The 12,647-nt window shown below is 40.2% G+C and carries 13 protein-coding genes; 9 read left to right on the top strand and 4 right to left on the bottom strand.

The window, feature by feature from the left end; genetic code table 11:
• The first annotated feature begins 210 nt into the window (after positions 1-210).
• Positions 211-564: a four-helix bundle copper-binding protein gene (locus SanaruYs_RS17945; protein WP_127123988.1), complete on the top strand. Its 354-nt coding sequence runs from the start codon at positions 211-213 to the stop codon at positions 562-564.
• Positions 565-902: 338 nt separating this feature from the next.
• On the opposite strand, the gene fabD is transcribed toward SanaruYs_RS17945, so the two are convergent.
• Genes fabD through SanaruYs_RS17960 form a run of 3 tightly spaced genes read right to left on the bottom strand, consistent with a single transcriptional unit; the run spans position 903 to position 5,150 of the window.
• Positions 903-1,778, bottom strand: coding sequence for an ACP S-malonyltransferase (fabD, locus tag SanaruYs_RS17950; RefSeq protein ID WP_127123989.1), 876 nt, complete (start codon positions 1,776-1,778; stop codon positions 903-905).
• 58 nt (positions 1,779-1,836) lie between these two features.
• On the bottom strand, positions 1,837-2,238 hold the full coding sequence (locus SanaruYs_RS17955) for a thiol-disulfide oxidoreductase DCC family protein (RefSeq protein WP_127123990.1): 402 nt from the start codon (positions 2,236-2,238) through the stop codon (positions 1,837-1,839).
• Positions 2,235-5,150: a T9SS type B sorting domain-containing protein gene (locus tag SanaruYs_RS17960; protein ID WP_160118716.1), complete on the bottom strand. Its 2,916-nt coding sequence runs from the start codon at positions 5,148-5,150 to the stop codon at positions 2,235-2,237. The genes SanaruYs_RS17955 and SanaruYs_RS17960 overlap by 4 nt, the downstream gene beginning before the upstream one ends.
• A gap of 220 nt (positions 5,151-5,370) precedes the next feature.
• Here SanaruYs_RS17960 and SanaruYs_RS17965 point away from each other — a divergent pair, with 220 nt between their 5' ends.
• The 8 genes from SanaruYs_RS17965 to SanaruYs_RS18000 all read left to right on the top strand — a co-directional run bounded on the left by SanaruYs_RS17965 (position 5,371) and on the right by SanaruYs_RS18000 (position 11,770).
• Positions 5,371-5,574 carry a hypothetical protein gene (locus SanaruYs_RS17965; protein ID WP_127123992.1) on the top strand — a complete coding sequence of 68 codons (204 nt, stop codon included), beginning with the start codon at positions 5,371-5,373 and terminating at the stop codon, positions 5,572-5,574.
• A gap of 77 nt (positions 5,575-5,651) precedes the next feature.
• Complete coding sequence (locus SanaruYs_RS17970) at positions 5,652-5,891, top strand: hypothetical protein (RefSeq protein WP_127123993.1); 240 nt, start codon at positions 5,652-5,654, stop codon at positions 5,889-5,891.
• A gap of 64 nt (positions 5,892-5,955) precedes the next feature.
• Positions 5,956-7,656, top strand: coding sequence for a 1-acyl-sn-glycerol-3-phosphate acyltransferase (locus SanaruYs_RS17975; protein ID WP_127123994.1), 1,701 nt, complete (start codon positions 5,956-5,958; stop codon positions 7,654-7,656).
• Positions 7,628-8,692 (top strand): NAD(P)H-dependent glycerol-3-phosphate dehydrogenase, encoded by a 1,065-nt coding sequence (locus SanaruYs_RS17980; RefSeq protein WP_127123995.1) that lies wholly within the window; start codon positions 7,628-7,630, stop codon positions 8,690-8,692. The genes SanaruYs_RS17975 and SanaruYs_RS17980 overlap by 29 nt, the downstream gene beginning before the upstream one ends.
• Before the next feature lie 63 nt (positions 8,693-8,755).
• The gene (locus tag SanaruYs_RS17985) at positions 8,756-9,571 is read left to right on the top strand and encodes a TerC family protein (protein WP_127123996.1); all 816 of its coding nucleotides are present in this window, start codon (positions 8,756-8,758) and stop codon (positions 9,569-9,571) included.
• A complete protein-coding gene (locus tag SanaruYs_RS17990) occupies positions 9,564-10,100 on the top strand; it encodes a YfiT family bacillithiol transferase (RefSeq protein WP_127123997.1) in 537 nt (178 codons plus the stop codon). The genes SanaruYs_RS17985 and SanaruYs_RS17990 overlap by 8 nt, the downstream gene beginning before the upstream one ends.
• 31 nt (positions 10,101-10,131) lie before the next feature.
• Entirely contained in the window at positions 10,132-11,082 is a 951-nt protein-coding gene (locus tag SanaruYs_RS17995) for a YheT family hydrolase (protein ID WP_127123998.1), read from the top strand.
• Positions 11,075-11,770 carry an SOS response-associated peptidase gene (locus tag SanaruYs_RS18000; RefSeq protein ID WP_127123999.1) on the top strand — a complete coding sequence of 232 codons (696 nt, stop codon included), beginning with the start codon at positions 11,075-11,077 and terminating at the stop codon, positions 11,768-11,770. Before SanaruYs_RS17995 ends, SanaruYs_RS18000 begins: the two co-directional genes overlap by 8 nt.
• A 71-nt stretch (positions 11,771-11,841) precedes the next feature.
• Here the strand turns inward: SanaruYs_RS18000 and SanaruYs_RS18005 are convergent, their stop codons facing one another.
• The gene (locus SanaruYs_RS18005; protein ID WP_127124000.1) at positions 11,842-12,633 is read right to left on the bottom strand and encodes a hypothetical protein; all 792 of its coding nucleotides are present in this window, start codon (positions 12,631-12,633) and stop codon (positions 11,842-11,844) included.
• Between the last annotated feature and the right edge of the window lie 14 nt (positions 12,634-12,647).

Here is a 12,647-nt window from a genome sequence, read left to right on the forward strand (position 1 = left end):
CACACATAATTACTTTAAATACAATAACATACTTTAGCAATAAGCAGATGTATTGTTTAATGCTTTATTTCAAAGTCATTAAAGTGTGGCCTATAATATGCTCTTTATTCTATGTGAATAATGCAACTACAACAACTGCGCAATTCAATTTAATATAAGCAGCTCCTTCATAAACATAAAATTTCATTAATCACTTAAATTCAAAAAATTATGAGCCACGAAAAATTTCAAGACTGCATCAATGCCTGCAATGCGTGTGCGGCTGAATGCGAACACTGTGCGACTTCCTGCTTGCACGAAAAAGACGCACAGATGTATGCTAAATGCATTGAACTTGAGCGCTATTGCGCGGATATGTGCAGAACAGCTGCTGCTTTTATGGCCAGGGCTGATGAACACACCACTTCATTCGTAAATAAGTTTTGTAGCCTGTGCGCAGAAATTTGTGATGCCTGTGCAAAAGAATGCGAGAAACATTCTCATTCAGAGCATTGTAAAAAATGTGCAGAAGCATGTCGAGCATGTGCAGAAGAGTGCAGGAAAATGGAAATGCAACCAGCATAAATCTTAATCGATCTGAAATCAATAAAAGTTAAAATACACTTTTGTCTGGCTGCAGCCATCAAACTCAAAAAATCAGCGTCTCTTCAGAGACGCTGATTTTATAAATATGTTTTAAAGGATAATAAATTTCAACAAATATACCGTCATTGTGATGAACGAAGCGTTGATTGTGTGTAAGGGCGAAGAAGCAATCTTTATTAATACAAACCCAAAAAATCAAAGACGCTATATTAATTTCAAATTTAAAGTTTCAAATTTCAGATTTCAGATTTTGAATTTTCAAATCCATCAGCACATCAACGAATTAGCATATTAGCATATCAGCACATCAAATGGATTTAAAGACTCGAAACCTCAGCCTCCGGTGAAATTTTCTTCACTAGTCCTTGTAATACTTTTCCAGGACCACATTCTATAAATGTTTTTGCTCCATCAGCTGTCATCTGTTGTACAGATTGCGTCCAGCGCACTGGTGCTGTTAATTGCGATACTAAATTTTTCTTGATGCTAGCAACATCAGTTGAGGGCTTTGCATTTACGTTTTGATAAACCGCACAACGTGGTTGACTAAAATTAGTGGCTTCAATGGCTGCTGCCAATTCTTCTCTGGCTGGTTCCATTAATGGTGAGTGGAAGGCCCCTCCTACCTGCAATACCATGGCACGTTTAGCACCAGCTGCTTTCATTTTTTCACAAGCTATTTCTATACCTTTAAGCGATCCTGAAATAACAAGTTGGCCGGGACAATTATAATTGGCCGCTACCACAATTTCTTCTTTTATCGATGCGCAAACTTCTTCTACAACCGCGTCATCCAAACCAAGAATGGCTGCCATAGTGGAAGGATTAATCTCGCAGGCTCGCTGCATGGCTAAAGCACGTTTGCTTACCAATGTTAAACCATCTTTAAAAGATAAAGCTCCGTTAGCTACCAACGATGAGAATTCTCCCAAAGAATGACCCGCTACCATATCGGGTGAAAACGAATTGCTTGACAACGCAACGGCTACTGAATGAATAAATACTGCCGGCTGTGTTACTTTAGTCTGCTTCAACTCATCAGCAGTACCATTAAACATTACTGATTTAATATCGAAACCTAGTATGTCGTTGGCTTCATCGAAAAGAGTTTTAGCTGCGGCACTTGACTCATAAAGGTCTTTACCCATTCCGGTAAATTGTGCACCCTGCCCTGGAAAAATGTATGCTGTCATGTGTTTTAGGTCTGTGTTTGTAATTAGACCAGCAAATTAAGCATGATTTTTTAAAAGACTAATCAAGAAAACGATTCTTCCACTCAGGAGAAGGAATCATACAGGCATCTTTTTTACCAAAAAATCTGTATCGGTTGCTCGAAATCCAATTATAAATACCGTCTCGTATAAACCTGGGAACAATTTTAAAAGCATAAAGTAATGGCCAGACCCCTGATAAGCTTCGGGCAATCTCCAATGCGGCTTCACTTTGCGAAAACCATTTATTATCCTGAATTAAAATAATGGTTTCTACCGTTGTGGTTACTTTATATTTCAACAATAGATTTTTACCAATTTCTGATTGAAGTGATGCAAAAACGAACTTCTTTTTAGCATCTCTTTTTAAAATAAACTGAACAGCTCCGCTACAAAGATTGCAGACGCCATCAAAAAGTATAATCGATTTTTCTACTGTCACCTTATTAAATGCACCCAACCCTTGATTGTCTGAACCCGATTGTCTGGGTTAATTACATTAAAAGTAACATCAGCTGCGTAATAGTAAACTCCGGAATTCAGTAGTGTACCACTGTTATCACGTCCATCCCAATCAATATAAATAGTCTTGTCTACATCATCACCCAAAACAGATTCGTAAGTATACACCTCAACGCCCCAGCGATTGTATACCCTGAAAAGAACTTTCTCAACAAAGCGTGCGCATCTTTCTTTGTAGGCGGGCTGGCAATTTAAACTACTCGGATTAGGTGACTCTTCACCTGTACCCTCGCGGTTACTATAGGCACTGAAAAAGTCGTTGCAGCCATCTCCATTAGGTGTAAATACATTAGGTAGTTCGTAATAAGGACAGTTGTCATTACAAATGGATTCACTCAATTCACTTTCATTTCCAGAACGGTCTACCACAGAAATCTTATAGCATCGGGCAAATGAGGTCAGGTTATTGTCTACAAAAACAGTGTCTCTGGTAAAAGTTTGTCCATTAATAAGTATTGGTTGAAACTCTCCGTTTATTTCGTTGGCAACATAAACACGATAGCCTAACACATCACCTTCGCATTCGGTGGTTGTCACCCTATTCCACCTTACTTCATTGCTGAAAGTATTTATGTTACAAGTAGATTGATCAGCAAAAAACTCTTCACATGAGCGAATATCTGCCAGTACTGGAGAGGGTACACATACTGGTGGTTCTTCATCTGCTGCTTGTGCACAAATTATCTGAGAGTAATTTTCCAATGGCTCATCTATGGCGGGGTTTCCATAAGTACCTCTTGTCATAACACGGTAACAATACACTTCATCTTCTACCAGAGGCGGGGCTGTTTCTCCCGGATCGGAAAAAATAAAACCATTTACACTCACATTCACCTGTTGATACAACACTAAACCTGCGGTTTCAGTAGAGCCTTCTGCACCTCGGTATACATCATGCAAAGGAAAATTTTGAGAGAGGTTGGACCATGGTGTAAATGCCTGCCAACTCAAGTCTAAACGTTGATCGCCCGACTGGACATCGAGCCTCACCATACTGGCAGTTGCTGAGGTGTCGACTGGAGCAATGGCCGGATTGTTAATTGTGGCTGAGTATAGCTCTACATGGTAACTGTATATTTTATCAAGCGTATTAATCGCATTATCGATAGCCGTTGTGTCTGATATAGTTCCTGAGCTGATGGCTACCCATGGCTTAGCGCCAGTAAACCCTTCTGATCTCCATACTTTATATTGATATGGCGGTGGAAATTGTACAGGATCAATTTCAAAAGGTTTGCGCCAGCTAACTCTTATTTGTCCATCGCTCTCACCGGTCTTTTCAACTGTTACATGCGTAATTACTGGTGCATCTGCCAAAATTGGGGCAATGCACAACTCTTCCGACATATAACTTTCACCGCCTCTGGGCAAAGGAAAAAGCGCTACCAATCTATAACAATATTCAGCACCGACTGCAAGCCCGAGGCCACCATTCGTGTCAGTGTACGTAATGGAGGATGCCGGAACCAATGCAATCATTTCGTAGCCGAGCCCGGGGGAAAGACCAGTTTCACAATTAGCGGGTGTATAGGCAAACGAATCTACACGTCTCCATACCTGAATACTCGAGGCATTTTTACATGTGTACTCATCCCAATCAAGTTTTACATGCCTTTTAGCAAAGTCGACTGTAGCCAGATTCCATTCCGGAGCCGGCCCCACCACTTTTACAAACCATGTTTTAAAAGTGACAAGATTAGGCTGGCCGTTATCTGTTATTTTAAATACAACCTGATATGGTTGATCTTTTACATGCTCACAAACAGTCTCCCATTCAAAAGTTAACTCAGCCGGATCAGGAACTACCGATTGAAAAACCGCAGGATTTGGAGACACCTTGGCCGGACTAATAAATGTATCTCCGAACAACTCGCTGAAGGCCTCAATTTTAACATTGTTGTTGTCAATGTCTATTCCGAAAATTGTAACGTTAAGTGTAGTGCCTGCTACAACACAAGTATCGTTGGGTATAATTAAGTCAGGCCTTTCATTATCACACTCATCTATTATGATTTGCATGTCGCGTCTCACATAACCAATTTCTACCCATTGGCCTGCTATCTCTCGCCATTCAACAATATTAAAGGCTATATTATATTCTCCCCTAATACCAGGTGCATCCCAGGTAATTGTTCCAGTTATCGGGTTAATTGAAAAAGTGGGTGGACCATTCTGATTTTCATTGGCAGTATCAAAATTACCTGTATAAAAGCCGCTATTGTTCGGATCTCTGTAACCTGTTACAACGGTGTTGCGATCTCTGAAAGGGATCACCATTTCATAAGATAAGCTGTCTCCATCAGGATCAAAGGCACCAGGGTTGTGTTGAAAAGCAACGCCAGTACAACCCTTGTCTACTGGCGCAATTAACAATTTAGGGCTATTGTTACAGCCGTAGAAAGCATCAGTATTAATTTCAGTCTCTATATAAAATGTAGTTAGAATGGAATTAACCATATTCAATACTCCACCATTTCTATTGGGTTCCTTGTAAGAAATTAAGTATCTTCCAGAACCACCATAAGTATGTTCAGTGGTAAATGAAGCTACCGCAATGTTAGCCCCCAGTTCAGGCTTTGCTACGCTTGGCGTTTCAGGAATAATTATTCTTATACCATCACCAAAATCCAGCACATCAAGGCCATCTGACTGCCTGCCCCCAAAAGGAACTGTTGACTCCGAATCTGTATAAACTGTAACTGTAATAATAAATGTTAAGCCAGCACAGCTTTTACGCACAACTGTTATTTCTCCTGCGCGCAAATGGGTTGCTTGCGCAATAATTGAGCTACTCAGTACGAGTAGAGTAATAGCTATTAAAAATCGAAACATTGTCATGTCTGCTTTGCAAAAAATTGCTGGAATAGGTTACAAGATATAACTCTAAACGTTCTAAGGAAACTCTTGTTAGAAACGATAAGTTTCCACTGATCGTCTATTCTAGCAAAAAACTTTTTTCAACATGCATTTTATTGATAATCTGCCTAGAAAAAATGCTTTCTATCATTAACTTAGCATCTAATAACCTAAAATACCCTATTTTTTAACCTTCATGAATTCCGAAAAAGAGAACCTACGCAAACGTGAACTGGAGATACAACGCCTTATGAGACAAATGAAGTTTGATGAACTTCACAAAAGTCAGGTATACCGCAACTTGGAGCAGGAACTTCAGAAGATTAAGCAAAACAATGACATTCTTGCGGAACAGGAAACTCCCACCAGCACAGTTTACACTTCTAACCAGCAAAAGTAGTCGAGCTTAAACCTGACTTAATTTCCTTAAAACCAGTTTGAAATCACATCTTTGCTCAAAATCCACTGAAATTAGCAATGAGAGTTTTAAAGGAAATACCCACCCCCCATTACAAAATAACCCTTTACGCCTGGAATAACCGCTACATCATAAAACTTGAGCAAGGTTTACTTGAGCAAACCTTTAAGGTGAACGAGTTTGATGTAACCAGTGAAGCAGATATCGAAAAAATGATAGATGAAACCTTCTTAAAGGAGGCTATGGAACGATTTAACTCCATGTCTCGCTCATTAGGAGAAGCCCTTAACAGGGTATAATTAAGATCACAGACGCCAAATCCAATGGTAGAATTGTGTTATTTTGCGCACCCAATAGCTGGCGATGGATATTCAGGAAAAGAAGAATAAGAATAAGAAGTACAAGCCAATTTTGGAAGGTATCCCGGATTGGCCTGTTTATAAACTCAGTAAAAACAGAAAGGAATTTATTGAAGAAGTAGCTCAGAAGTCCTTTAACAGGGTTAAAGAACTACGAGCCTCTACTAAGCAATTAGTGGATGAATTAGAGGCTACTGTTTATCGTGAGCAGCAACGTATGAAGCGTAACCGCTGGCGTGCCGACCCTCAGGATGAACCAAAGTTCTGGAGCAAAGTAAAAGAAGACCTGCAGGCACTCTCTGGTAAAACTGAAGAAGAACAACAGGAGAAAGCCAATGAGATTCTGAAAAGAATAGTTACACGCTATGCAGATGAAATTGCCGGCAACTTTAAACCAAGCCGCTATCGCCTGGCTCGTGAAGTAATTAAGTTTTGGTTTGCCCGCTTATTAAATGGTGCAAGAGTAAAAAAATTTGGTGCCTTTTGGCGAAACCAATATACCCTGCGTGATAAAATTCATATTGTTGGTAAGGTAAAACAACTAAGAAGATTAGCCCGCAAGGGTACCGTTGTTATGGTGCCCACCCATTTCAGTAATCTGGATTCCATATTGATCGGATGGGTAATACATTCACTGGGCTTACCAGCTTTTATTTATGGCGCAGGACTTAACCTGTTCAACATAAAAATATTTGCCTACTTCATGAATAGCCTGGGTGCGTACAAGGTAGATCGCAGAAAAAAGAACATGCCCTACCTTGAAACACTAAAACTCTATTCAACACTGGCATTGCAAAAAGGCGCGCATAGTTTATTCTTTCCGGGGGGTACTCGCTCGCGCTCAGGTATGATTGAAAAGCAACTCAAGCTTGGCTTGCTCTCTTCAACTGTAGAAGCACAACGCGATGCTTATCTGGACGCTAAACCTGGTGAAGAGGTAAGGAAGATTTTCATTGTTCCTGTTACACTTAATTACCATTTTGTATTAGAAGCACCAGACCTTATTGAAGACTATCTCTCTTCTAAAGGACAGGATCGCTACATGCCTGAACAAGATCGCTACGGAAGCTGGCAACTGATTCAGTTCATGTTTAAATTCTTTACTAAAGGATCAAGCATTTCCGTTTCTATCGGCAAAGGTCTCGACATCATGGGCAATTACGTTGATGATGAAGGAAACAGTATTGACGAGCACGGAAGATCAATTAATACAAGAGATTATTTTATTACCAACGGTCAACTTTCGGCTGATAGGCAACGCGAAGACGAGTATACACGCATGCTCAGTCAAAAAATTGTAAGCGAGTATCACAGAATCAATAGGGTTTTCGCCAGTCACCTGGTAGCATTTGTCGCTTTTACTATGTGGCAGAAGCGACATCCAAAACTTGATCTGTTTAGTTTACTGCGTTTGCCTGAAGAGGATCTGACATTGCCATACGAAGAATTTCGTGACACCTGTAAGCGTGTGCGCAAACAGATTTACAGAATGAAAATTGAAAATAAAGTCAACATCGCTTCACACCTGAAAGGTGATATTGATGAAGTGATTAAACGTGGACTTTATAACGTAGGTATATTTCACTTAAAACGCCCCTTACTCAGAAACCGCGATGGTAATATTATCACTCGCGATTTGAACGTACTATACTATTATCAAAATCGCCTGGTCGGATATGAACTCGATAAATTTATCGGACAATAAGCCTATAGGCGTAATCGGAGCAGGCAACTTTGGGTCTGCCGTTGCTAACTTATTAGCAAGGCAACGCCCTGTATTGCTTTATGCGCGAGATCCGGAGGTTGTACATAGAATTAATACAAGCAGAGATAACCGCGGCCATATTATAGACAAAAATGTAACCGCTGTTAATGATCTGGCTAAAGTTGCAGCAGAATGTGATATTATTTTTCCTATCATTCCATCTTCGCATTTTCGTTCTGTTATTCGAAGCCTTTCTCCTCACCTGCATCCTTATCACATTTTAATTCATGGCACTAAAGGTTTTGATATAACCTTACCCAAGCACAGTACTATTGAAGAAATTGAAACGCTCAATAGACATCAGGTTAAAACCATGAGCGAAGTAATTCGTGAAGAAAGTGCTGTAGTGCGTGTGGGTTGCTTAGCAGGCCCCAATCTTTCAAAAGAGCTGGCCGCTCAACATCCTTCCGCAACTGTAATAGCTAGCCCTTTTAATGAAGTAATTGAACTCGGTAAAAAATTATTGCGCAACGACTATTTTCAGGTTTACGGCAATAACGATTTAACTGGGGTGGAGCTTGCCGGTGTATTAAAGAATGTGATCGCCATTGCTTCAGGTGCACTGAGCGGTTTAGGTTATGGAGAAAACGCAAGGGGTTTATTAATAAGTCGTGGTGTAGTTGAAATGATTTACCTGGGTCGTGCTCTCGGAGGAAATACAAAAGCATTTTTGGGTGTGGCAGGCATAGGCGATCTTGTCACCACCTGCAACAGCTCGCTGAGTCGCAACTTTCAAGTAGGCCATAAATTAGCTCAAGGAAAGACCTTACAGGATATATTAGCCGAAACCGATGAGGTGGCTGAGGGTATAAATACGGTGCGAATAGCAAAAAAATGTGCAGATTATTATCAGGTGAAAGCCCCGATTACGCATGCTCTTTATCGTGTTTTATTCGAAAAACTCACAGTTCAGCAAGCTTTACAATATTTAATGCGCTATCCTCTCAATGTTGACATCGACTTTCTAGACAAGTAACATTTGAGGGTTACATTTCTTATTCTAATTTAGCAGTGTAAACCAACCAATTTCCTCTCAACCATGGAAATCTTCTTAACAGCCGAGGCTTGGCTAGCCCTAGTAACACTTACCTTTTTTGAGGTAGTGCTCGGCATCGATAACATTATATTTATTTCTATTGTATCCAACAAACTCCCTATTGAGCAGCGAGCCAGAACGCGCAATATGGGCTTAGCATTGGCCATGATCGTGCGTATAATGCTGTTGTTAGGTATAACGTGGGTCATCACTTTCACTGAACCTCTTTTCTTCCTATCCGATATACTGGGTCATGGTTTAGTAGATCGTTTTATTGGTCATGACCATCCATTTAGCGGACGTGATCTTATTCTTATGTTTGGTGGACTTTTCTTAATTGCAAAAAGCACAAGAGAAATGAACCACGAAGTTGAAGGTGATGATGAAGAAGGTGAAATACAGGCTAAGGCTACTAAGAGCATAACCAATGTTATTATTCAAATTATCTTGCTGGATATTATCTTTTCTTTCGATTCCATTCTTACTGCAGTTGGTCTAACGCAAGAAATACTGATCATGGTAATTGCTGTAGTCATTTCTATTGGTATTATGATGGTATTCTCTGGAAGAATAAGTGACTATATTCATAAACATCCATCGCTGGAAGTATTGGCTTTAGGTTTCCTCATTCTTATTGGCTTCATGTTATTTCTTGAGGGTCTGGAATACGATATACCAAAGGGTTATATCTACTTTGCTGTGGTCTTCTCCTTACTTATCGAGATGTTTAATATTCGCGTACGCAATCGAAGGGATAAAGCCAGACAAAAATTAAAAGCTGCAAAAGCGCAGGCAAAAGAAGCCAAAACAAATGCTTGATATTGATCAACTTCGTTATCCTATTGGCAAATTTGCCCCTCTGACCTCTTATACTATAGAGGAAAAGAAAAAACTGATTACAGAAATTGCTAACCTTCCTGCACAACTAGCAGAAGTTGTAAAACATTTTTCGAAAGAACAATTCACAACACCCTATCGGGATGGAGGTTGGTCTGTGCAACAACTTATTCACCACATTGCCGACAGCCACATGCATTCTTATATACGCTTTAAGTGGGCGCTTACGGAAGAGAAGCCTGTAATTAAAGCCTATGAAGAGAAGATCTGGGCAGAAACTATCGATAACCAACTTGATCCTGCTTTGTCTATTTCGCTGATTACCTCTTTCCATGCTAAATGGTCTGCCATGCTAAGCCTGCTTGATGACGATGCATGGCATCGTAGTTTTATTCATCCACAAACGCAAAAAGAAATTAATCTTGAGCGTATGCTTGCATTGTATGCATGGCACGGCAAACACCACCTTGCTCATATTACTTCACTTAAAGAAAGAATGAAATGGTCTTGACAGATCGTTGAATATTCTATTTCAAAATAAATTGACAAAATTCAATAATTACCAACGCCCTACACTTCTCTTTCACCCGCACGTTGAAACCATCTACCCTGCTATTTTCAGATCTGTTGCCTTAAAGCCTTATCAACGGGAACGAATCACAACACCTGATGATGATTTTCTTGATTTAGATTGGATTAAACAAGGATCAAACAAACTCGTCATCATCTCGCATGGCCTTGAAGGCAACACTGAGAGAGCCTACATAAAAGGGATGGCTAAAATTTTTCATGACCAGCAGTACGATGTGCTCGCGTGGAATTATCGTGGCTGCAGTGAAGAGATGAATAAACAAAGGCGATTCTATCATAGTGGTGCCACCGATGACTTGGATGTAGTTGTGCAGCATGCACTTGCTCAAGCTTATGAAGAAATTACCCTGATCGGTTTTAGTTTGGGTGGTAACCTTACTTTAAAATATTTAGGTGAACACAAAAGAGATGAACGCATCCGAAAGAGTGTTGTGTTTTCTGTCCCCATGGATTTACACTCCAGTTGCATACAATTGGGAAAGTCGTCAAATCGTTTGTATGCAAAAAGGTTTCTAAAAACACTAAAGCAAAAAGTAAGAGACAAAGCTGCATTACGCAACGACCTTGATATTAGCAGAATTGATCAGGTAACAGACCTTCAGAGTTTTGACGATCAGTTTACTTCTGTTTTGCATGGCTACCGCGATGCAGTTGATTATTATACCCAATGCAGTTCAATACGCTTTGCAGAATATATTCAAATACCAACCCTGATTGTAAATGCTTTGAATGATCCCTTTTTAAGCGAAACTTGTTTTCCGGTTCAAAAGCTACAGCACCATCCGTTTGTACAGTTAGAAGTAACGACTGAGGGAGGACATGTTGGTTTTGCGCAGTTCAATAAAAAGAATGTATTTTGGAGCGAAGAACGAGCACTTCATTTTGTAAAACACCATGATTGAACGCTACACCCTTACCGCCACCCGTGAACAACTGCAGCAGCGCTTTGGTGTAGACGTACCAGAATCTTATAAGTCGTTGTACAACGCAGCCCCTACTCATTTACTACCTGTTATTTTACAAGGTTCAGCAGGCATATCATTTTTTTATTGGGGCACCCCGCCTGAGTGGGCCAAGAATAAACACGTAAGTGAAAAGCTTATTAATATAAGAGCAGAGAGTTTTAGTGAACGCCCGGCCATGCGTAAAACACTGAAACGATACCGTTGCCTTATTCCTGCTGATGGATTTTATGCCTGGAAGAAAGTGGGTAAGAAAACACTTATTCCTCACCGTTTTATAATTGCTGATAAAAGTCCTATTTCATTTGCAGGCATTTGGGAGGAGTTTGAAGACAACGAAGGTCAAACGCACCACACCTTTATGTTAATTACAGCACAGTCAAATCCATTGGTGAACTCGATGAGCGAAAGGATGCCAATGATTTTTGAGAAAGCTCAGGAGCAAATATGGATGGATGCTGATGCAAGTGAAGAAGCATTACTCGCTTTATTTAAAGTATATCTTGAAAGTAAAATGAGTTTGTATACTGTGTCTCCAAGGATTAACGATAGCACAATTAATGTTCCGTCTTTGATTATTGCTACACCACCTGCTGATCAGTTTGGTAACCTTACTTTGTTTGATTGAGACTCGAAGCTAGATACTCGTAGGTCGCAGCTCAAATCATCACATAAACGAATCAACTCATCAGCACATCATCAAAACCCATCATCTTCATCCTCCTCTTTTTTAGCAGGTGCCGGAGTTGCCTCAACTGGTTTCTTTTCTTTTTTCTTCTTTACTTTTTTGGTCTTAACCTTGTTAGGTAAAATAGTCGCTGAAGTTGTGCCTTCATAACCTTCCAGGCTATCTCCTTTTGATTTTGATTTCTTGAAAAGACCTCCTCCACGTTCCCGCTTAGCTTTGCCTTTCACTTTAGGTTCATCTTTCTTCTGGTCTTTAGATTCCATGGCAGCCAGCCTTGCGTCAGGCAATACAAGCACATGACGCAGATACCACATGTAATTATCTTGATCGTTATTATAACCGAGGGTATCTACCCAATATTGTCTTTTGTTGTTATCATACTTAAGCACCCTTATTTCTGCATCTTTAGAGATTTTGTATTCTTCGGCAGAGGCAAGGGTATCAATACGAACAACGGCAGTGCTATCATCCACATTTCTTTCTGCCATTGAAAACGCCTCCTCCGGCTTCTGATAACCCTCTTTTAAGGAATCCGGAACAACTACCCACACAGCCTTCTTTTCCACAGTCTGTATGGTTCGCTCTTTCTTTTTATAGGTAGTGGGTTCAATAATCAAGAACTTCGACTTACTGGTGGCATATACTTTGGGAGCCGAGTCATTGACGAAATAGCTGAATTTCTTACGTAAAGCGTCTTTATCATGAATATAAGCACTCTGATAGGCAGGGCAAGTCATCGGCTGGTAGGCACAGCTACTCAGCAGGATTGTTAGTCCAACAATGACAAAAAGACTCCTAGACATCGATTCGATAATGC

Origin of the sequence: Chryseotalea sanaruensis (assembly GCF_003990915.1) — a bacterium.
Lineage (GTDB): Bacteria > Bacteroidota > Bacteroidia > Cytophagales > Cyclobacteriaceae > Chryseotalea > Chryseotalea sanaruensis.